The organism is Pseudomonas sp. ACN5 (assembly GCF_002303975.1).
GTDB lineage: Bacteria > Pseudomonadota > Gammaproteobacteria > Pseudomonadales > Pseudomonadaceae > Aquipseudomonas > Aquipseudomonas laurylsulfatiphila.
In genome coordinates, this window is sequence record NZ_MRCP01000002.1 from 35,626 (window position 1) to 57,374 (window position 21,749).

Annotated in this window: 18 protein-coding genes; 15 read left to right on the forward strand and 3 right to left on the reverse strand. The window is 59.5% G+C overall.

Translation table 11 applies throughout. The features are described from left to right. Positions 1-73: 73 nt before the first annotated feature. From BSF40_RS03320 to BSF40_RS03370, 11 genes are all read left to right on the forward strand, one after another. A complete protein-coding gene (locus BSF40_RS03320; RefSeq protein ID WP_095964083.1) occupies positions 74-2,884 on the forward strand; it encodes an LPS-assembly protein LptD in 2,811 nt (936 codons plus the stop codon). After that, positions 2,859-4,181 carry a peptidylprolyl isomerase SurA gene (gene surA, locus BSF40_RS03325; protein WP_172435667.1) on the forward strand — a complete coding sequence of 441 codons (1,323 nt, stop codon included), beginning with the start codon at positions 2,859-2,861 and terminating at the stop codon, positions 4,179-4,181. Before BSF40_RS03320 ends, surA begins: the two co-directional genes overlap by 26 nt. After that, positions 4,178-5,167, forward strand: coding sequence for a 4-hydroxythreonine-4-phosphate dehydrogenase PdxA (gene pdxA / locus BSF40_RS03330; protein ID WP_095964084.1), 990 nt, complete (start codon positions 4,178-4,180; stop codon positions 5,165-5,167). The genes surA and pdxA overlap by 4 nt, the downstream gene beginning before the upstream one ends. Beyond that, positions 5,164-5,982: a 16S rRNA (adenine(1518)-N(6)/adenine(1519)-N(6))-dimethyltransferase RsmA gene (gene rsmA / locus BSF40_RS03335; protein WP_095964085.1), complete on the forward strand. Its 819-nt coding sequence runs from the start codon at positions 5,164-5,166 to the stop codon at positions 5,980-5,982. The genes pdxA and rsmA overlap by 4 nt, the downstream gene beginning before the upstream one ends. Before the next feature lie 115 nt (positions 5,983-6,097). Continuing rightward, positions 6,098-6,478, forward strand: a complete 381-nt coding sequence (apaG, locus tag BSF40_RS03340; RefSeq protein ID WP_095964086.1) for a Co2+/Mg2+ efflux protein ApaG — start codon at positions 6,098-6,100, stop codon at positions 6,476-6,478. Then, a complete protein-coding gene (locus tag BSF40_RS03345; protein WP_007980215.1) occupies positions 6,478-7,359 on the forward strand; it encodes a symmetrical bis(5'-nucleosyl)-tetraphosphatase in 882 nt (293 codons plus the stop codon). The genes apaG and BSF40_RS03345 overlap by 1 nt, the downstream gene beginning before the upstream one ends. A gap of 33 nt (positions 7,360-7,392) precedes the next feature. Continuing rightward, positions 7,393-7,722 carry a thiosulfate sulfurtransferase GlpE gene (gene glpE, locus BSF40_RS03350; protein WP_095964087.1) on the forward strand — a complete coding sequence of 110 codons (330 nt, stop codon included), beginning with the start codon at positions 7,393-7,395 and terminating at the stop codon, positions 7,720-7,722. A gap of 297 nt (positions 7,723-8,019) precedes the next feature. Further along, positions 8,020-9,942 (forward strand): PrkA family serine protein kinase, encoded by a 1,923-nt coding sequence (locus BSF40_RS03355; RefSeq protein WP_007980217.1) that lies wholly within the window; start codon positions 8,020-8,022, stop codon positions 9,940-9,942. Between the two features lie 137 nt (positions 9,943-10,079). Further along, positions 10,080-11,351 (forward strand): YeaH/YhbH family protein, encoded by a 1,272-nt coding sequence (locus BSF40_RS03360; protein WP_007980218.1) that lies wholly within the window; start codon positions 10,080-10,082, stop codon positions 11,349-11,351. After that, the gene (locus BSF40_RS03365) at positions 11,348-12,910 is read left to right on the forward strand and encodes a SpoVR family protein (RefSeq protein ID WP_007980219.1); all 1,563 of its coding nucleotides are present in this window, start codon (positions 11,348-11,350) and stop codon (positions 12,908-12,910) included. The genes BSF40_RS03360 and BSF40_RS03365 overlap by 4 nt, the downstream gene beginning before the upstream one ends. A gap of 63 nt (positions 12,911-12,973) precedes the next feature. Further along, positions 12,974-14,197 carry a multifunctional CCA addition/repair protein gene (locus BSF40_RS03370; protein ID WP_095964088.1) on the forward strand — a complete coding sequence of 408 codons (1,224 nt, stop codon included), beginning with the start codon at positions 12,974-12,976 and terminating at the stop codon, positions 14,195-14,197. A gap of 92 nt (positions 14,198-14,289) precedes the next feature. On the opposite strand, the gene folK is transcribed toward BSF40_RS03370, so the two are convergent. Beyond that, positions 14,290-14,808 (reverse strand): 2-amino-4-hydroxy-6-hydroxymethyldihydropteridine diphosphokinase, encoded by a 519-nt coding sequence (folK, locus tag BSF40_RS03375; protein WP_095964089.1) that lies wholly within the window; start codon positions 14,806-14,808, stop codon positions 14,290-14,292. Next, a complete protein-coding gene (folB, locus tag BSF40_RS03380; RefSeq protein WP_095964090.1) occupies positions 14,799-15,155 on the reverse strand; it encodes a dihydroneopterin aldolase in 357 nt (118 codons plus the stop codon). Before folB ends, folK begins: the two co-directional genes overlap by 10 nt. Positions 15,156-15,229: 74 nt before the next feature. Here folB and plsY point away from each other — a divergent pair, with 74 nt between their 5' ends. Continuing rightward, on the forward strand, positions 15,230-15,799 hold the full coding sequence (gene plsY / locus BSF40_RS03385) for a glycerol-3-phosphate 1-O-acyltransferase PlsY (RefSeq protein ID WP_015097072.1): 570 nt from the start codon (positions 15,230-15,232) through the stop codon (positions 15,797-15,799). 23 nt (positions 15,800-15,822) lie between these two features. On the opposite strand, the gene tsaD is transcribed toward plsY, so the two are convergent. Further along, the gene (tsaD, locus tag BSF40_RS03390; RefSeq protein WP_095964091.1) at positions 15,823-16,848 is read right to left on the reverse strand and encodes a tRNA (adenosine(37)-N6)-threonylcarbamoyltransferase complex transferase subunit TsaD; all 1,026 of its coding nucleotides are present in this window, start codon (positions 16,846-16,848) and stop codon (positions 15,823-15,825) included. A 199-nt stretch (positions 16,849-17,047) separates the two neighbouring features. Here tsaD and rpsU point away from each other — a divergent pair, with 199 nt between their 5' ends. From rpsU to rpoD, 3 genes are all read left to right on the forward strand, one after another. Beyond that, complete coding sequence (gene rpsU / locus BSF40_RS03395) at positions 17,048-17,263, forward strand: 30S ribosomal protein S21 (RefSeq protein WP_002551877.1); 216 nt, start codon at positions 17,048-17,050, stop codon at positions 17,261-17,263. 480 nt (positions 17,264-17,743) lie between these two features. Beyond that, positions 17,744-19,711 carry a DNA primase gene (gene dnaG / locus BSF40_RS03400; RefSeq protein WP_007980233.1) on the forward strand — a complete coding sequence of 656 codons (1,968 nt, stop codon included), beginning with the start codon at positions 17,744-17,746 and terminating at the stop codon, positions 19,709-19,711. Positions 19,712-19,778: 67 nt separating this feature from the next. After that, positions 19,779-21,626, forward strand: a complete 1,848-nt coding sequence (gene rpoD / locus BSF40_RS03405; RefSeq protein ID WP_007980239.1) for an RNA polymerase sigma factor RpoD — start codon at positions 19,779-19,781, stop codon at positions 21,624-21,626. Positions 21,627-21,749 lie beyond the last annotated feature (123 nt).

A 21,749-nucleotide genomic window follows, 5' to 3' on the forward strand; every position in this document is an offset into this window, starting at 1 on the left:
CTTTTTCAGACCATCGAGAGGCGTGCGGCCCACACCGCGGGCAGATGGCACGCAGGAAGCCCGGACTAATAAGATGGCATTGAAATCCCCCGCGTTTCGTAAAAAATTTCCGTTGTTGGTTACCGGCAGTTTGCTGGCGCTGCAACCCCTTGCCACTTCCTACGTGGTCGCCGCGGAACAGTTTGACTGCTCAGTCTCTGCTTCGGGTTCCTGGGACTGCGCGCCAAAGACGCCGGCGGCTGCATTACCACCGCGTCCCGTTCATGACGGCAGCGCAGTTTCCGCCACCGGCGAAGCCTCGGCCGAGAACGGCTCCAGTGAAGACACTGGCGCCAAGCCGGTGCTCGTCACCGAATCCAAAGGCCGTGGCCTGAAGTCGCGTAGCGAAGACTACAGTCACCTCGACTGGGTTCCCCGCGAGCAGCTCACCGCCGCACAATTGGCTGAAACCGGTCCTTATTGCTCTGGTTCCTATATCGAACCGATTCGTCCTGGCATGAATGACAAGACGGATAAAAGTGACGCACCTACCTTTATCGGCGCAAAAGCCTCCCGCTATAAGCAGGATGAGCAGGTCGCGACCCTGGCCGGCGACGTCGTCATGCGTCAGGGCAGCATGCAGGTCGAAGCCGACGAAGCCAACCTGTACCAGGCCGAGAACCGTGGCGACCTCAATGGCAACGTGCGCATTCGCGACAACGGCGCCCTGATCGTCGGCGACCACGCCGACGTGCAGCTCGACACCGGTGAAGCCAAGGTCGACAACGCCGAATACGTGATGCACAAATCACGCATCCGCGGTAATGCGCTGTACGCCAAACGTGCCGAGAACGCTATCATCCGCCTCAAGGACGGTACGTACACCACGTGCGAACCGAACAGCAACGCCTGGCAGCTCAAGGGCAACAACATCACCCTGAACCCGGCCACCGGTTTCGGTACGGCGACCAACGTGACGCTGCGGGTCAAGGACATTCCGGTCCTGTACACGCCGTACATCTATTTCCCGATCGACGACCGTCGCCAGTCCGGCTTCCTGCCGCCGACCATCGGCACCGGCAGCGATACCGGCTTCATGCTGGTCACCCCGTACTACTTCAACCTGGCGCCGAACTACGATGCCACGTTGTACCCGCGCTATATGGAAAAGCACGGCCTGTTGATGGAAGGCGAATTCCGCTACCTGACCAAGTCCAGCGAAGGCCAGTTCGGTGCGGCGTACCTCAACGACGAAAGCGACGAACGCGACAAGCAGTCCGACGCCGAAAAAACCCGCTACATGTACAACTGGCAGCACAAGGGTGGCCTCGATTCACGAGTACTCACGCAAGTCGACTACACCAAGATCAGCGATCCGTATTACTTCCAGGATCTGCAGACCGACCAGATTGGCGTGAAAAGCAACGACTATGTGAACCAGCAGGGTTCCGTGACCTATCGCGGCGACAGCTATACCGCTCGCGCAAACGCCCAGGCATACCAACTGGCAAGCGTATCGAACATTACGCCGTATGACCGCCTGCCGCAGCTCACCCTCGACGGTATGCTGCCTTATCATCCGGAAGGCCTGGATTTCACGTACAGCACCGAACTCGTACGGTTTGACCGGGATCTGCGGAACGGGACCTACTTTGACGAAGATGGCGTCGGCTCTCCCCGTATTGATACAAACGTTGTAGGTCTGGCACGCGCCAATGGCGACCGCCTGAATCTTGCGCCCGCCATGAGCCTGCCGATGAATACGACGTACGGCTTCCTGACACCGAAACTCAAGTACCAGTACACCCAGTACCAACTGGATCTGGACGGTCTTGGCAAAAGTCAGATCGCGCAGCAAGATCAGGCCGCAGCTGCCGCCGGGACTAAAAATTTCAATGGCAACTTCGACAGCAACCAGAACCGCGGCGTGCCGATCGCCAGCATCGACAGCGGCCTGTACTTCGATCGTAATACCCAGTATTTCGGCAAGAACTACCGCCAGACTCTAGAGCCGCGTCTGTTCTACCTGTACGTGCCTGAGGTCGACCAGGAAGACATTCCTGTATTCGACACCAGCGAATACACCTTCAACTTTGCGTCGCTGTTCCGTGACAACCGCTTCTCCGGATCCGACCGTGTCGGCGACGAGAACAAACTGTCCCTGGGCTTGACCAGCCGCTGGATCGAAGACAACGGCTTCGAACGTCAACGAATCAGCGTCGGCCAGGCACTGTACTTCAAGGACCGTGAAGTACAGTTGCCAGGCATAAACTTCAAAGACCGTGCCGACGCCCAGGCCAACGTTTCCCCCTATGCGCTGGAATACGAATATCGCTGGAACCGCGACTGGCGCACCACGGCCGACTACAACTGGGACCCGGACAGCCGCAGCCCTCGCTCGGGCAGCGCGATGTTCCACTACCAGCCAGAGGACAACCCGAACAAGATCGTCAACCTCGGCTATCGCTATCGTAACGACCAGGTGATCTACAACCAGAACACCGGTCAATGGCAGTTCGGCGGCGACTACGGCACCCCAGGACAGCCTGGCTACGTGAAGGATTACTACAAGATCGAACAGCACGACTTCTCGGTGATCTGGCCGATCGTGCCGCAATGGAGCGCTATCAGCCGCTGGCAGTATGACTACAACCGCAACCGTACCCTGGAAGCCTTCGGTGGTTTCGAGTACGACAGCTGCTGCTGGAAACTGCGCCTGATCAACCGTTACTTCGTTGATTACGACGAGTTCAGCCAGCAAGCACCGGAAAACGAAAAAGGCGACCATGGCGTCTTCCTCCAAATTGTTCTGAAGGGACTCGGCGGCCTCACCGGCGCCAAGGCAGAGAGCTTCCTCGACAAAGGCATTCAAGGTTATCGTGAACGTGAAGACCAAGCTTTCTGATTGTCTGCGCCCGCTGATGCTGGGCGCGCTGTTTCTGAGTACGGCGGCCAGTGCCGCCGTGCAGTCCATCGATAAAGTGGTGGCCATCGTCGACAACGACGTGGTCATGCAGAGCCAACTGGACCGACGCGTTCATGAAGTTCAGCAAACCATTGCCAAGCGTGGTTCTGCCGTGCCGCCGGCCAGCGTGCTGGAGCAACAGGTACTTGAGCGCCTGATCGTCGAAAACCTGCAATTGCAGATCGGCGAGCGTTCCGGCATCCGCATTACCGATGAAGAGCTGAACCAGGCCGTGGGCACCATTGCCCAGCGCAACAACATGTCAATCGAGCAGTTCCGCGCAGCCCTGACTCGCGACGGTCTGTCCTATGAAGACGCACGTGAGCAGATTCGCCGCGAAATGGTCATCAGCCGCGTGCGCCAGCGCCGGGTCGCCGAACGCATTCAGGTCTCCGAGCAGGAAGTGAAGAACTTCCTGGCGTCTGACCTGGGCAAAATGCAGCTGTCCGAAGAGTTCCACCTGGCCAACATCCTGATTCCTACGCCGGAAAGCGCCAACTCTGAAGCGATTCAGAGTGCCGCCAAACAGGCCGATGCGATCTACCAGCAACTCAAGCAAGGCGCTGACTTCAGTCAGTTGGCAATCGCCAAATCCGCCAGCGAAACCGCTCTGGAAGGTGGTGACATGGGCTGGCGTAAAGCCGCTCAATTGCCTCCGCCGTTCGATCGCCTGCTGAGCACCATGCCGGTGGGTGATGTCACCCAGCCAATGCGTACCCCGGGCGGCTTCATCATCCTGAAGATCCTCGACAAGCGTGGCGGCGAGACCCAGATGCGCGATGAAGTGCATGTGCGTCACATCCTGGTCAAGCCGAGCCCGATCCGAGACGAAGCGAAAACCAAGGCCCTGGCCGAATCGCTCTACAGCCGTATCGAGGCTGGCGAAGACTTCGCCGAGCTGGCGAAAAACTACTCGGAAGACCCGGGTTCCGCCCTCAACGGCGGCGACCTTAACTGGATCGACCCGAACGCGCTGGTGCCCGAGTTCCGCGAAGTGATGGCCAAGACCCCGCAAGGTCAGCTGTCCAAGCCGTTCCAGACTCAATACGGCTGGCATGTCCTGGAAGTCCTGGGCCGTCGCGCCACCGACAGCACCAGCCAGGCTCGCGAGCAGCAAGCCATGACCGTTCTGCGTAACCGTAAATACGACGAAGAGTTGCAAACCTGGCTGCGTCAGATCCGTGACGAAGCGTACGTGGAAATCAAACTCCCTGGCGCCGACCAGGCAGCGCAGTGAAACTCCAACGTTTCGCGCTGACACCCGGTGAACCAGCCGGCATAGGTCCTGACCTGTGCCTGCTGCTTGCCTCGCAAGCCCAGCCCCATCCCCTGATTGCCATTACCAGCCGCGACCTGCTCATCGAGCGGGCCGCGCAACTGGGCGTGGCGGTCGACTTGCTGCCGGTCACCCCGGACAACTGGCCGAATGTACCCGCGCCAGCCAACAGCCTGTATGTCTGGGACACACCGCTCAGCGCCAAGGTCACCGCCGGACAACTGGACAAGGCCAACGCTGCGTTCGTCCTGGAAACCCTGACCCGGGCCGGCCAGGGCTGCCTGAGTGGGGATTTTGCCGGCATGATCACCGCGCCGGTGCACAAAGGCGTCATCAACGAATCCGGCATCGCCTTTTCCGGGCACACGGAATTCCTTGCCGACCTGACCCACACCGCGCAAGTGGTGATGATGCTGGCCACTCGTGGTTTGCGCGTAGCCCTGGTGACCACTCACCTGCCCCTTCGCGAGATTGCCGATGCCATCACGTCGGAGCGTCTGGAGCGCGTCACGCGAATCCTGCACGCCGACCTGCAAAACAAGTTCGGCATCGCCCGGCCGCGCATCCTGGTCTGCGGACTCAACCCGCATGCCGGTGAAGGCGGCCACCTGGGCCATGAAGAAATCGATATCATCGAACCCACATTAGAGCGCCTGCGCGGCGAGGGCATGGACCTTCGCGGCCCCCTGCCCGCCGACACTCTGTTTACCCCCAAATATCTGGAGCACTGCGATGCGGTGCTGGCGATGTACCACGACCAGGGCCTGCCGGTGCTGAAGTACAAAGGCTTCGGCGCGGCAGTCAACGTGACCCTCGGCTTGCCGATCATCCGCACCTCGGTCGACCATGGCACCGCCCTGGATCTGGCCGGTAGCGGCAAGATCGACACCGGCAGCCTGCAAGTCGCCTTGGAAACCGCCTACCAGATGGCCGAGACCCGTTTATGACCGAGCACTACCAACACAAGGCGCGCAAACGCTTTGGCCAGAACTTCCTGCACGATGCCGGCGTTATCGACCGCATCCTGCGCTCCATTCATGCCAAGGCAGAAGACCGCCTGCTGGAAATCGGCCCGGGCCAGGGCGCACTGACCCAAGGCCTGCTCAGCAGCGGCGCGCAACTCGACGTGGTGGAACTGGACAAGGACCTGATCCCGATCCTCAACCAGCAGTTTGCCGGCAAGAGCAACTTCAACCTGCATCAGGGCGATGCGCTGAAGTTCGATTTCAACAGCCTGAATGCCGCGCCAGGCAGCCTGCGAGTGGTCGGCAACCTGCCGTACAACATCTCCACGCCGCTGATTTTTCACCTCCTGCACAACTCGCACCTGATCCGCGACATGCACTTCATGCTGCAAAAGGAAGTGGTCGAGCGCCTGGCTGCCGGCCCGGGTGGTGGTGACTGGGGCCGTCTGTCGATCATGGTTCAGTACCATTGCCGGGTCGAGCACCTGTTCAACGTCGGCCCGGGCGCGTTCAACCCGCCACCGAAAGTCGACTCGGCCATCGTGCGCCTGGTGCCCCACGCAGTACTGCCGCACCCGGCCAAGGATCACCGCCTGCTCGAGCGCGTCGTGCGCGAAGCGTTCAACCAGCGCCGCAAAACCCTGCGCAACACCCTCAAGCTGCTGCTGAGCAATGCCGAAATCGAAGCCGCCGGCGTCGATGGCAGCCTGCGTCCCGAGCAGCTCGACCTGGCGGCCTTCGTGCGCCTGGCTGACAAGCTCAGCGAGCAAGCGCCACAAAAGCCTGCCACTGACTGACAGGCGATGAGCGCTATCGGGTAGGACGCCACTCTGGTCTACTACCCGATACTTGGCCTAGACTGAACTCCATCAGCTACGCCCCGCGTCCCGCTTCGTTTTTAAGGCCCCTTGCATGTCCGATCCTCGTTATCAGGTCGACGTCAGCGTCGTCACCCGCTATCTGGCAGAACAATCGCAACCCGAGCACAACCGCTTTGCCTTCGCCTACACCATCACCGTGCAAAACAATGGCGAAATGCCCGCCAAACTGCTTTCACGGCACTGGGTCATCACCGATGGTGACGGACATGTCGAAGAAGTCCGCGGCGCAGGCGTGGTCGGCCAGCAACCGCTGATCGACCCGGGCAAGAGCCACACCTACAGCAGCGGCACCGTGATGACCACCAAGGTCGGCACCATGCAAGGCACCTACCAGATGCTTTCCGACGACGGCAAACATTTCGATGCCATCATCGCGCCCTTCCGCCTGGCGGTGCCCGGAGCCCTGCACTGATGGCAACCTACGCTGTCGGCGACCTGCAAGGCTGCCTTCAGGCCCTGCAATGCCTGCTCAAACAAGTGGCGTTCGACCCTCAACGCGATCGCCTGTGGCTGGTGGGCGACCTGGTCAACCGCGGCCCACAGTCGCTGGAAACCCTGCGCTTCCTCTATAGCATCCGCGAATCGCTGGTGTGCGTGCTCGGCAACCACGACCTGCACCTGCTGGCAGCCGGACGCAACATCGAACGCCTGAAGAAGGCCGACACCCTGCACGAGATCATTGAAGCGCCGGATAGCGCCGAGCTGCTCGAATGGCTGCGCCAGCAAAAGCTCATGCACTACGACGAACAACGCAACATGGCACTGGTCCATGCCGGCATTCCACCCCAGTGGTCGCTGCGCAAAGCCTTGAAGTGTGCTGCCGAAGTCGAGACCGCCTTGCGTGACGACAACCTGCTGCCGCCCTACCTCGATGGCATGTACGGCAACGATCCGGCGAAATGGGACAATGACCTCAAAGGCGTGACGCGCCTGCGGGTGATCACCAATTATTTCACCCGCATGCGTTTTTGCACCGCCGAAGGCAAACTCGACCTCAAGAGCAAGGAAGGCCTCGGTACCGCACCACCAGGCTACAAACCCTGGTTCCAGCACAAGGAACGCAAGACCAAGGGCCTGAAGATCATCTTCGGTCACTGGGCAGCACTGGAAGGCAATATCAATGAGCCTGGCATCTCGGCCCTCGACACTGGCTGCGTCTGGGGCGGAGCCCTGACCCTGATGAACGTCGACAGCTTTGAGCGCCTGTCCTGCAAATGCGACGAACACGGCCATGCCGTGCCGCCAGTCGCCTCATCCATTCCCCAAACATCGCCAGCCAGCGCACCGCGCTAGACTGCCCATTCTGCCGAGCCACAGGAGCCCGCCATGAGCGAATTCAAACGTATCCCCCCGGAACAGGCCCAGGCCCTGCGCGAAAAAGGCGCAGTGGTGGTCGACGTCCGCGACCCGGCCACTTTTGCCGCCCTGCATATCGCAGGCTCGAAGCATCTGGACAATCACTCCCTGCACGCTTTCATCCAGGGCGCCGACCTCGACGCGCCGACCGTGGTGGTCTGTTATCACGGTAATTCCAGCCAGGGTGCGGCCGCCTACCTGATCAGCCAGGGCTTCTCCGACGTCTACAGCATGGATGGTGGATTCGAGTTGTGGCGTACGACCTATCCTACGGAAACGGCGCAAGGCACTTCCGAATAATTTTTTTGTAACGTTGCAGGCCCCGGCTCCCGCGGGCTAGCGCGGTGGCAGACGAACGGTCTGCCACAACTAATTACGTATCTCGCCTTTACCTCCCGAATTCCCAACTATCCTTAAGCCCAGGCCATCCAAAACAGGGGAGAGCCGGTACACCGGCGCACGGGTCATCGGGAGTAGCTTTCGGAGTCGTCAGCTCCGGGAGAGTTCTGGGGGGTAAACAGCAATCGCCTGTTCGGTTGCTGCCAGCATCGACTGAGTGATCCGGCGTCGGCTCCACGTATCGAGCGAGGTGACGTCATGAGTATCTTTAGCCACTTCCAACAACGCTTCGAGTCCACACGCCAGGAAGAACTCTCACTGCAAGAGTATCTTGAACTGTGCAAAAAAGACCGCAGCGCCTACGTTTCCGCCGCCGAGCGTCTACTGCTGGCCATCGGTGAACCGGAACTGCTCGACACCTCGACCAACTCGAGGCTTTCGCGCATCTTCTCCAACAAGGTCATCCGCCGCTATCCGGCCTTTGAAGACTTCCACGGGATGGAAGAATGCATCGACCAGATCGTGTCGTATTTCCGTCACGCCGCTCAAGGCCTGGAAGAGAAGAAACAAATCCTGTACCTGCTCGGCCCTGTCGGTGGCGGTAAATCGTCCCTGGCCGAGAAGCTCAAGCAGCTGATGGAAAAAGTGCCCTTCTACGCGATCAAGGGCTCGCCGGTATTCGAGTCGCCCCTGGGTCTGTTCAACTCCACTGAAGATGGAGCGATCCTCGAGGAAGACTTTGGCATTCCACGGCGCTACCTCAACACCATCATGTCGCCATGGGCGACCAAGCGCCTGGCCGAATTCGGTGGCGACATCAGCCAGTTCCGCGTGGTGAAACTCTACCCGTCGATCCTCAACCAGATTGCCGTGGCCAAGACCGAGCCTGGTGACGAAAACAACCAGGACATTTCGGCACTGGTGGGCAAGGTCGATATCCGCAAACTGGAGGAGTTCCCGCAGAACGACGCCGACGCCTACAGCTACTCGGGCGCCCTGTGCCGGGCCAACCAGGGCCTGATGGAATTCGTCGAAATGTTCAAGGCACCGATCAAGGTGCTGCACCCGTTGCTGACTGCCACCCAGGAAGGCAACTACAACAGTACCGAAGGCCTTGGCGCGATTCCGTTCACCGGGATCCTGCTGGCGCACTCCAACGAATCGGAGTGGCACACCTTCCGCAACAACAAGAACAACGAAGCCTTCATCGACCGGATCTACATCGTCAAAGTGCCGTACTGCCTGCGGGTCAGCGACGAAGTGAAGATCTACGACAAGCTGCTGTTCAACAGTTCGCTGGCCAAGGCGCATTGCGCGCCGGACACCCTGAAGATGCTGGCCCAGTTCACCGTGCTCTCGCGCCTCAAAGAGCCGGAAAACTCCAACATCTATTCGAAGATGCGCGTGTACGACGGCGAGAACCTCAAGGACACCGATCCTAAAGCCAAGTCGATTCAGGAATACCGCGACAACGCCGGTGTCGACGAAGGCATGAACGGTCTGTCGACCCGCTTCGCGTTCAAGATCCTGTCGAAGGTGTTCAACTTCGATCCGCACGAAATTGCCGCCAACCCGGTACATCTGCTCTATGTGCTGGAACAACAGATCGAACAGGAACAATTCCAGGCCGAGACCCGCGAACGCTATCTGCGCTTCCTGAAGGAGTACCTGGCACCGCGCTACATCGAATTCATCGGCAAGGAGATCCAGACTGCCTACCTCGAATCCTACAGCGAGTACGGCCAGAACATCTTCGATCGCTACGTGTTGTACGCCGACTTCTGGATCCAGGACCAGGAATACCGCGACCCGGAAACCGGTGAAATCCTCAACCGCGTAGCCCTGAACGAAGAACTGGAGAAAATCGAAAAACCGGCCGGCATCAGCAATCCGAAGGATTTCCGCAACGAAATCGTCAACTTCGTCCTGCGTGCCCGGGCCAACAACAACGGCAAGAACCCGACCTGGCTCAGCTACGAAAAACTGCGGGTGGTCATCGAGAAGAAAATGTTCTCCAACACCGAGGACCTGCTACCGGTCATCAGCTTCAACGCCAAGGCCAGCAAGGAGGACCAGCAAAAACACAACGACTTCGTCACACGAATGGTCGAGCGGGGCTACACCGACAAACAGGTACGACTGCTGTCCGAGTGGTACCTGCGGGTCAGAAAATCGCAGTAAGGCAGCTGCAAGCGGCAAGCTACAAGCCTCAAGCACACCGTACGGGCGCTTGAGGCTGTTGGTGGCTCCTGTTTGCTTTGAAAGCTTCGAGCTTGTAGCTTGAAGCTTGTATCTTGTAGCTGCCCGGAGGGCTCCCTATGAGCTATGTGATCGACCGACGTCTCAATGGCAAGAACAAGAGCACGGTGAACCGCCAGCGGTTTCTGCGGCGCTACCGTGATCACATTAAAAAGGCTGTCGAAGAGGCGGTCAGCCGGCGCTCCATTACCGATATGGAACACGGCGAACAAATCAGCATTCCCGGCCGCGACATCGACGAGCCGGTGCTTCACCACGGTCGCGGTGGCAAGCAGACGGTCGTGCACCCGGGCAACAAGGAGTTCACCAGTGGCGAACATATCGCCCGTCCACCGGGAGGCGGTGGCGGCCGAGGCCCCGGCAAGGCTGGCAATTCCGGCGAAGGGATGGACGAATTCGTCTTCCAGATCACCCAGGAAGAGTTCCTCGAATTCATGTTCGAGGATCTCGAACTGCCCAACCTGGTCAAACGCAACCTGACCGGCACCGACACCTTCAAGACCGTGAGGGCAGGGATCAGCAACGAGGGCAACCCGTCGCGGATCAACATCATCCGCACCCTGCGCTCAGCCCACGCCCGGCGGATCGCCCTGTCCGGCAGCAGCCGGGCAAAACTGCGTGAGGCCAAGGAAGAACTTCTGCGACTCAAGCAGGAAGAGCCAGACAACTTCGGCGATATTCAGGAAATCGAAGCTGAAATCGAAAAACTCAGCGCGCGCATTCACCGCGTGCCGTTTCTCGACACGTTCGACCTCAAGTACAACCTGCTCATCAAACAACCCAACCCCAGCTCCAAGGCCGTGATGTTCTGCCTGATGGACGTGTCCGGCTCGATGACCCAGGCGACCAAGGACATCGCCAAGCGCTTCTTCATCCTGCTGTACCTGTTTCTCAAGCGTAACTACGACAAGATCGACGTCGTGTTCATCCGCCACCACACCAGTGCCCGCGAAGTGGATGAAGAAGAGTTTTTCTACTCCCGGGAAACCGGCGGCACCATAGTCTCCAGCGCCCTGAAACTGATGCAGGAGATCATGGCCGAGCGCTACCCGAGTAACGAGTGGAACATCTACGCCGCCCAGGCCTCCGATGGCGACAACTGGAACGACGACTCTCCCATCTGCCGCGACATCCTGATCAACCAGATCATGCCATTCGTGCAGTACTACACTTACGTTGAGATCACCCCGCGCGAACACCAGGCCCTTTGGTTCGAATACGAGCGCATCGCCGAAGCCTTTTCCGACACGTTTGCCCAGCAACAACTGGTCTCGGCCGGGGATATCTATCCGGTCTTCCGTGAACTCTTCCAGCGCAGGTTAGTGACATGACCGCCAAAGAGCAGAAGCGCCAACCCATTTCCACCGGCTCCGAATGGACGTTCGAGCTGATCCAGGCGTACGACCGCGAAATCAGTCGCATTGCGGCGGGTTACGCCCTCGATACGTACCCGAACCAGATCGAAGTGATCACCGCCGAGCAGATGATGGATGCCTACGCCTCCGTCGGCATGCCTCTGGGTTATCACCACTGGTCCTACGGCAAGCACTTCCTCAGCACTGAAAAATCCTACACCCGCGGCCAGATGGGCCTGGCGTACGAGATCGTGATCAACTCCGACCCGTGCATCGCCTACCTGATGGAAGAAAACACCATCTGCATGCAGGCGCTGGTGGTGGCCCATGCCTGCTACGGGCACAACAGCTTTTTCAAAGGCAATTACCTGTTCCGCACCTGGACCGACGCCAGCTCGATCATCGATTACCTGGTGTTTGCCAAGCAGTACATCATGCAATGCGAGGAACGCCACGGCATCGACGCGGTCGAGGATCTGCTCGACTCCTGCCATGCGCTGATGAACTATGGCGTCGACCGCTACAAACGCCCTTATCCGATTTCCGCGGAAGAAGAACGCCGCCGGCAAAAGGACCGGGAGGAGCACTTGCAGAAACAGATCAACGATCTGTGGCGCACCATTCCCAAGGGCGCGGACAAGTACAGCGACAAGGACAATGCGCGCTTCCCCGCCGAACCTCAGGAAAACATCCTGTATTTCATCGAAAAACATGCGCCGCTGCTGGAACCCTGGCAGCGGGAAATCGTGCGCATCGTGCGCAAGATCGCCCAGTATTTTTATCCACAGCGCCAGACCCAGGTGATGAACGAAGGTTGGGCCACCTTCTGGCACTACACCCTGATGAACGATCTGTACGACGAGGGCCTGGTCACCGACGGCTTCATGATGGAGTTCCTGACGTCCCACACCAGCGTGGTGTTCCAGCCTGGCTTCGACAGCCCCTACTACAGCGGCATCAACCCTTACGCCCTGGGGTTTGCCATGTACCGCGACATCCGTCGCATGTGCGAAGAGCCCACGGAAGAAGATCGCCGCTGGTTCCCTGACATCGCCGGTACCGACTGGCTGGCAGCCATCAAGTTCGCCATGAGCAGCTTCAAGGATGAGAGCTTCATCCTGCAGTACCTCTCACCCAAGGTGATCCGTGACCTGAAGCTGTTCAGCATTCTCGATGACGACCAGAAGGACGACCTGCTGGTGCCCGCCATTCACGACGAAGGTGGCTACCGCATCATCCGCGAAACCCTGGCCGCGCAGTACAACCTGGGCAATCGCGAGCCTAACGTGCAGATCTACAGCATCGACCGGCGTGGCGACCGCTCCCTGACCCTGCGCCACCAGCAACACGACCGCAAACCGCTGGGCGACTCGACCGAAGAAGTGCTCAAACACCTGCACCGCCTTTGGGGTTTCGACATTCACCTGGAAACCCTGCAAGGGGACACCGTGATGAAAACCCACCATGTGCCACCCCGCAACGAGCACAGCGAGGGTGATTACGGTCGACTGGACCTGGCTGTCATCCATCTTTGATCCGCTTTGCGCCTCCGAAAGCTCGATGCAAGGGTTATCCTGTCGAGCTAACGGAGGTTTTTTATGCGTATTTATAAAGTCGGTGGTGCGGTACGTGATCGCCTGCTGGGCAAACCGGTCACCGATATCGACTGGGTCGTGGTTGGCGCCACCACCGAAGAAATGCTCGCCAAGGGCTTTCGCCCGGTGGGCGCGGATTTCCCGGTGTTCCTTCATCCAAACAGCGGTGAGGAATACGCCCTCGCCCGCACCGAGCGCAAAAGCGGGCGCGGTTACGGCGGGTTCACTTTTCACGCCAGTCCTGAAGTCACCCTTGAAGAAGACCTGATCCGTCGCGACCTGACCATCAACGCCATGGCCGAAGACGATCAGCAGAACCTGACCGACCCCTACCACGGCCAGCGCGATCTCGAAGCGCGCCTGCTGCGCCATGTTTCTCCGGCGTTCGCCGAGGATCCGCTCAGGGTCCTGCGCGTTGCCCGCTTTGCCGCACGATATGCCGCGCTGGGTTTTACCGTCGCCCCGGAAACCCTGGAACTGATGCGTCAACTCAGCGAGTCAGGCGAGCTTGAGGCGCTGACTCCCGAGCGCAGCTGGAAGGAAATCTCCCGCGCCCTGATGGAAAATCAGCCACAGGTGTTTATCGAGGTGTTGCGCGCATGTGGCGCACTCAAGGTGCTGATGCCGGAGGTCGACGCACTGTTCGGCGTCCCGCAGCCCCCGGCCCATCACCCGGAAATCGATACGGGCGTACATACCTTGAGTGTGTTGCAGCAAGCAGCACTGCACAAACAACCACTGACCGTGCGCTGGGCCTGCCTGCTGCACGACCTGGGCAAGGGCCTGACGCCAGAGCAGGAATGGCCACAGCACATTGCCCACGAGTTCAAGGGCCTGAAGCTGATCAAAGCGGTCAACGAACGCTTCAAGGCGCCGAGAGACTGTCAGGAACTGGCAATGCTGGTAGGCGAGTACCACACCCATGGGCATCGCGCCCTGGAGTTGAAGCCATCGACATTGCTGGAATTGTTGCAAAGTTTCGACGTTTACCGCCGACCACAGCGGTTCGAGGAGTTCATCGCGGCATGCGAAATGGATGCGCGCGGACGCGAAGGACTGGAGCAGAGAAGTTATCCACAGGCGGATTATCTGCGCGGGGCGGCGACTGCGGCGCGAACCGTTGCGGTTCAGCCGTTGCTGGAGAAGGGTTTCAAGGGACCAGAGTTGGGTGAGGCGATCAAGCGTGAGCGACTCAAGGCGTTGAAGGCCTACAAGGAACAAGCCTAAGCAAGATCAAAAGATCGCAGCCTTCGGCAGCTCCTACACAGGAATATGCGTCTCCCTGTAATTGGAGCTGCCGAAGGCTGCTATCTTTTGCTTTAAAGGAAACTGGACGGGGTCAATTGCTCGCCACGCCACTCAAACGCCACTGGCGCCAGTGCCTGATCAATCTGCGATTCGGCCCACAATCTGGCGAAACTTTTACCGACACCAGGGTGCACGCGATCCGGCGCGATCAACGACAACGGCCACAGAACGAACGCATTTTTCAGGATTTCTGCCCGGGGCAAGATCAGGCCATCGAAGTTGCCCACCAGGTCGCCGAACAACAAGACGTCGATATCCAGCGGCAAACCTCGGCGATCCGGTGCGTAACGACCGTTATCCGCCTCAATGAACTTCAATCGACGATCAAGCTCCATCAGCGGCAGATCGGTATACGCCGACACCACGAAATTGAAGAACGGCCCGCTCTTGATGCCCACCGGCTGGCTTTCGAACACTGCCGAACAGCGGATATCGACAAGGAATGCCGCCAATGCATCGAGCCCCGCCCGCAAATGGGTTTCACGCTCGATATTGCTACCGAGCCCGAGGTACACCTGAGTCAGCGACATCCGCGCTCGATCTCCACGCCCACACCACCGGTGGCAGCCGGGACCGCGCCGGGCTTGGTCAGCTTCAGGCGCATCCAGGTGATCCTGAATTCACTCATCAGCACTTCAACCAGACGCTCGGCAAAGGTCTCGACCAGCTGGTATTGCGCCTGCTCGGCAAACGCCTGGATGCGCGAGGAAACACTGGCGTAGTCGAGCGCCAGGGTCAGGTCATCACCGGCTGCGGCCGGGCGATTGTCCCAGGCGAAGCTCAGGTCAAGACGCAAGCACTGTCGGATGCCTCGTTCCCAGTCGTAGGCACCAATCACCGTGTCGACTTCCAGGCCCTCGATAAACACTCTGTCCAAGCACTTCTCTCCGCTACACGACAAGGGCGCAATGCGCCGTTAGAATCAGGGCTTCCTCGCCCGGAATAGTTAGCATGTTTTGGTTATTGGCGATCCTCGCCTACCTGCTCGGCTCTCTGTCCTTTGCCATTTTGCTCAGCCGCCTGACCGGTAACCCCGATCCGCGAATGAGTGGCTCGGGCAATGCCGGCGCCACCAACATGTTGCGCCTGGCCGGCAAGAAACTCGCCATCCTGACCCTGCTCGGCGACCTTTGCAAAGGCCTGCTGCCGGTACTGATAGCGCGCCTTGCGGGTCTTTCGCAGCAGGAGCAAGCCTGGATCGGCGTCTATGCCGTCATCGGCCATCTGTTTCCGCTGTACTTCCGTTTTCGCGGCGGCAAGGGTGTCGCCACCGCTGCCGGCATGCTGCTGGGGCTGTACCCGCCCGCCGCCCTTCTGGCGGTTTGCGCCTGGCTCTTGACGTTCTACCTGACCCGCACCAGCTCCCTGGCCGCCCTGATTGCCACGCCGCTGACCCTGCCTTTGCTGGCCTGGCAAGAACCGGCGGCCCTGCTGCCCATGAGCACGCTCACCGGACTGATCGTCTGGCGCCATCGCAGCAATCTACGCGACCTGTTTGCCGGGCGCGAACGGCATTTCTAGCGGCCGGACATGAGCGCCGCTCATCACAACGCCGACAACTGCTCCATCGGCCAGCGTGCCTGCACGCTGATCGCCAGGCTTTCCTGCTGACCGGCCTGCAAGCGCTGGCAGCCGGCAAAGGCAATCATCGCGCCGTTATCGGTACAGAACTGCGGACGGGCATAAAACACATCGCCCTTCATATCGCCGAGCATTTTCTCCAGAGAAGCGCGCAACGCCTTGTTGGCACTGACGCCCCCGGCGATCACCAGGCGCTTCATGCCGGCGGCTTTAAGGGCACGCTTGCATTTGATGGTCAAAGTCTCCACCACGGCCTGCTGGAACGCCAGTGCGATGTCGCATTGGGCTTGCTCGCCGTCGTCCCCGGCACTGACGCAGTGTTGCCAGGTATTCAACGCAAAGGTTTTCAGGCCACTGAAGCTGAAATCCAGGCCCGGTCGGTCGCACATCGGACGCGGGAAGACGAAACGCCCCGCAACTCCTTGCTCTGCAAGGCGAGCGATCTCCGGTCCGCCCGGATAATTGAGCCCCATCATCTTGGCCGTCTTGTCGAAAGCTTCGCCGGCAGCATCATCCAGGGTCTCGCCCAAGAGCGTGTACTGACCAATTCCGTCGACCTGAACCAGTTGCGTATGACCACCGGAGACCAACAAAGCGACGAACGGGAATTCCGGCGGTTGCGACTCCAGCATCGGTGCCAGCAAGTGGCCTTCCATGTGGTGTACACCGAGGGCCGGAATACCCCAGGCAAAGGCCAGCGCCTGGGCGCAGGAAGCCCCCACCAGCAAGGCACCGACCAGGCCAGGACCCGCGGTATAGGCGATGGCGTCGATCTCGGTCGGCACGCAGTCGGCCTCGGCCAACACCTGACGAATCAAGGGCAGCATGCGTTTGACGTGATCGCGCGAGGCCAGCTCCGGCACCACGCCACCATAGGCGCGGTGCAGGTCGATCTGACTGAAAAGCGCATCGGCCAACAGCCCGCGCTCACTGTCATATAATGCGACGCCGGTTTCGTCGCAGGAGGTTTCTAATCCCAGTACTAGCATGGGTTTGCGCCTTGTTTAGGCTGAATTCGAAGGCGCGCATAATAGTCGTCGCGGGATGCCCCGACCAGCGGTTTTCGATCAGAGGCTTTGCATTCCGAGCGATGAGGGGTTAACATCCGCAACCCTTAAAAACCGACGTCTTCAAGTGCTCTTTTGCCGCGAGGATGTTGACCCCGGTAATGAATGAAGGTAGCTCTGGATGCCAGCCGTCAAAGTAAAAGAGAACGAACCCTTCGACGTAGCTCTGCGTCGTTTCAAGCGCTCCTGCGAAAAAGCCGGTGTACTGGCTGAAGTTCGTAGCCGCGAATTTTACGAGAAGCCAACTTCTGAGCGTAAGCGCAAAGCAGCTGCTGCTGTTAAGCGTCACGCCAAGAAAGTTCAGCGCGAACAGCGCCGCGCCGTTCGTCTGTACTAATACACAGACGACCGTAGCAAGCTTCTGCCAAGCCCGGCCCTCAGCCGGGCTTATGGCATTTGCGTAAAACGCTTGATGCTTCACTGTCAAAGCCGCAGACGCGACCGAGACAAATCTGCTTCACCGCGTCAGACCTGGCTCTTTTGCCAGCAGTGCACGTCTTTTCTGACGAGCCTTTCAAGGCTACTGACGAGCACACCCACTGATTCCTCTCACGACGATCAGCCCAAGGCACCTGCTTGCGTGCCGAATGATGAGCTATCCGAGGCCTGTGTTTGGCCGCAGCGGATTCAGCGCAACACATTCAAACAGCCGAATACTGATTGGCATTAACGTCAGTGGATTTTCGGCAGATACACTTCCCGACAGCGATTACGCAGACGACACTGGTCGAGCCGCACACTTTGCGCGCTTCAATCAATGCCCGCGTTCGGTCGCCGTACGTTTCGGGCTCCTTTCAGCGCAGATGACGAGAACGCCATGGCCGGGCTAATTCCCCAGAGCTTCATTGACGACCTTCTGAACCGCACCGACATCGTCGATGTGGTCAGCTCGCGCCTGCAATTGAAAAAGGCCGGCAAGAACCACACCGCCTGCTGCCCGTTCCATAAGGAAAAGACTCCGTCGTTCAGCGTCAGCCCCGACAAACAATTCTATTACTGCTTCGGCTGCGGCGCTGGCGGCAACGCCCTCGGCTTCATCATGGACCACGACAACCTGGATTTCGTCCAGGCGGTCGAAGAACTGGCCAAAGCCGCCGGCATGGAAATCCCCCGCGAAGAAAGCGGGCGGCCGCACAAGCCGCGGCAGCCGACCGATTCGCCGCTGTATCCGTTGCTCAGCGCCGCCGCCGACTTTTATCGCCAGGCCTTGAAGAGCCATCCATCACGCAAGGCTGCCGTGGACTACCTGAAAGGTCGCGGGCTGACCGGCGAAATCGCCCGGGACTTCGGCCTGGGCTTTGCACCGCCCGGCTGGGACAACCTGTTCAAGCATTTGAGCAGCGATACCCTGCAACAAAAAGCCATGATCGATGCCGGCCTGCTGATCGAAAACGCCGAAAGCGGCAAACGTTACGACCGCTTCCGCGACCGGGTGATGTTCCCGATCCGCGACAGCCGCGGGCGCGTCATTGCCTTTGGCGGCCGGGTATTGGGCGACGACAAGCCGAAGTACCTGAACTCCCCGGAAACCCCGGTATTCCATAAAGGGCAGGAGCTCTACGGCCTGTACGAAGCGCGCAAGACCAACCGCAACCTCGACGAGATCATCGTCGTCGAGGGCTACATGGACGTCATTGCCCTGGCCCAGCAAGGCCTGCGCAATGCCGTCGCGACCCTGGGTACCGCCACCAGCGAAGAGCACCTCAAGCGGCTGTTTCGCGTCGTGCCCAGCGTGCTGTTCTGCTTCGACGGCGATCAGGCCGGTCGCAATGCGGCATGGCGGGCACTGGAGGCAACACTTTCGAGTCTGCAGGACGGTCGTCGTGCACGTTTTCTGTTCCTGCCCGAGGGCGAAGATCCGGACACCCTGGTCCGCTCCGAAGGCACAGATGCCTTCCGCGCACGGATCAACCAGCATGCACAGCCCCTGGCCGATTACTTCTTTCAGCAATTGACGGAAGAAGCCGACCCGCGCTCGCTCGAGGGCAAGGCACACATGGCCACCCTCGCCGCACCACTGATCGACAAAGTCCCGGGCGCCAACCTGCGCACCCTGATGCGCCAGCGCCTGAGCGAAATCACCGGCTTGAGCGGCGAAGCGGTGAGCCAGCTGGCACAAAGCGCCCCGCAGGAAGCACCGCCGGCCTACGACCCGGGCATCGATTACGACGCAATGCCCGACTACAGCGACTATCATCAGCCGCAGGCACAGGACATGTATGTGCCGCAGCAGGAATGGACGCCAAAGAAGCCCGGTGCAGGAGGCAAGAAATGGGACAAGAAACCGTGGGACAAGAATGGCAAACGGGGCGGTGATCGCGATCAACCTCGCGCGCCACGGGTGCCCGCCGCCGTAGAACCGCCGACCCTCGCCGCCTTGCGCACGCTGCTGCATCACCCGCAACTGGCCGAGAAAGTCGAGGATGCCGGGCACTTCGCCGCCGAGGATCACACCAACACACAATTGCTGGTGGCGCTGCTCGAAGCCGTGCAGAAGAATCCCAAGCTAAACTCAATTCAGCTGATTGCCCGCTGGCACGGCACAGAGCAGGGCCGCTTGCTCAAGGCCCTGGCGGAAAAGGAATGGCTGATTGATGGAGACAACCTTGAACAACAGTTTTTCGACACCATTACTAGCTTGTCAGCCCGCCAACGCGAGCGAAACCTGGAACAACTTCTTCGAAAAGCACGTCAAAGTGAATTGAGCACCGAAGAGAAAAACCAACTGCGCGACCTTTTAAGTCGCAATGTTTCCGCATCAAACCCGACCTCAACTGGCGCGTGAGGTCATAGCTCAGGTATAATCCTCGGCTTGTTTTTTGCCCGCCAAGACCTTCAGTGGATAGGGTGTTATGTCCGGAAAAGCGCAACAGCAGTCTCGTATCAAAGAGTTGATCACACTTGGTCGTGAGCAGGGCTACCTGACTTACGCGGAGGTCAACGACCACCTGCCGGAGGATATTTCAGATCCGGAACAGGTGGAAGACATCATCCGCATGATCAATGACATGGGGATCAACGTATTCGAGGTTGCGCCAGATAAGGATTCCCTTATGCTGGCCGACGCCGATACCGACGAAGCCGCAGCCGAAGAGGCCGCTGCAGCGTTGGCTGCGGTCGAGACCGACATTGGTCGCACTACCGACCCGGTGCGCATGTACATGCGCGAAATGGGTACGGTGGAGCTCCTCACGCGTGAAGGCGAAATTGAAATCGCCAAGCGTATTGAAGAGGGCATCCGTGAGGTGATGAGCGCCATCGCGCACTTCCCTGGCACGGTTGATCATATTCTCTCCGAGTACACCCGCGTCACCACCGAAGGTGGCCGCCTGTCCGACGTCCTGAGCGGTTATATCGACCCGGACGACGGCATCGCGCCGCCTGCGGCAGAAGTGCCGCCACCGATTGACGCGAAAGCCGTCAAGGCGGATGACGACACCGACGACGAAGACGGTGAAGCCTCGGATGACGAGGAAGAAGCCGAAAGCGGTCCGGATCCGATCATCGCCGCCCAGCGTTTTGGCGCCGTGGCCGATCAGATGGAAATCACCCGCAAGGCGCTGAAAAAGCACGGTCGTCACAACAAGGCAGCGATTGCCGAGTTGCTGGCCCTGGCCGACCTGTTCATGCCGATCAAACTGGTACCGAAGCAATTCGAAGCCCTGGTCGAGCGTGTTCGCAGCGCCCTGGATCGCCTGCGTCAGCAAGAGCGTGCAATCATGCAGCTCTGCGTTCGTGATGCACGCATGCCGCGTGCAGACTTCCTGCGCCAGTTCCCGGGCAACGAAGTCGACGAAAGCTGGAGTGACGCCCTGGCCAAAGGCAAAAGCAAATACGCTGAAGCCATTGGCCGCCTGCAGCCGGACATCGTCCGTTGCCAGCAGAAGCTGACCGCGCTGGAAACCGAAACCGGTTTGACCATCGCCGAGATCAAGGACATCAACCGTCGCATGTCGATCGGTGAGGCCAAGGCCCGCCGCGCGAAGAAAGAGATGGTTGAAGCCAACTTGCGTCTGGTGATCTCGATCGCCAAGAAGTACACCAACCGTGGCCTGCAGTTCCTCGATCTGATCCAGGAAGGCAACATCGGCTTGATGAAAGCGGTAGACAAGTTCGAATACCGTCGCGGCTACAAGTTCTCGACTTATGCCACCTGGTGGATTCGTCAGGCGATCACTCGCTCGATCGCCGACCAGGCCCGCACCATCCGTATTCCGGTGCACATGATCGAGACGATCAACAAGCTCAACCGCATTTCCCGGCAGATGCTGCAGGAAATGGGTCGCGAACCGACCCCGGAAGAGCTGGGCGAACGCATGGAAATGCCTGAGGACAAGATCCGCAAGGTATTGAAGATCGCTAAAGAGCCGATCTCCATGGAAACCCCGATCGGTGATGACGAAGACTCCCATTTGGGTGACTTCATCGAAGACTCGACCATGCAGTCGCCAATCGATGTTGCAACCGTTGAGAGCCTTAAAGAAGCGACTCGCGAAGTACTGTCCGGCCTCACTGCCCGTGAAGCCAAGGTACTGCGCATGCGCTTCGGTATCGACATGAATACCGACCACACCCTCGAAGAGGTTGGCAAACAGTTTGACGTGACCCGTGAGCGGATTCGTCAGATCGAAGCCAAGGCGTTGCGCAAGCTGCGCCACCCGACCAGAAGCGAGCATCTGCGCTCCTTCCTCGACGAGTGATCACAGAACCCCCGGCCCAGGCCGGGGGTTTTGTTTTATGGCAGATTAATATCTCCACACCTCCCCCTCCGCCCTGTAGCCCGTCTACACTCGAAACATTCCCCAGAGCCATAACGAGACCGT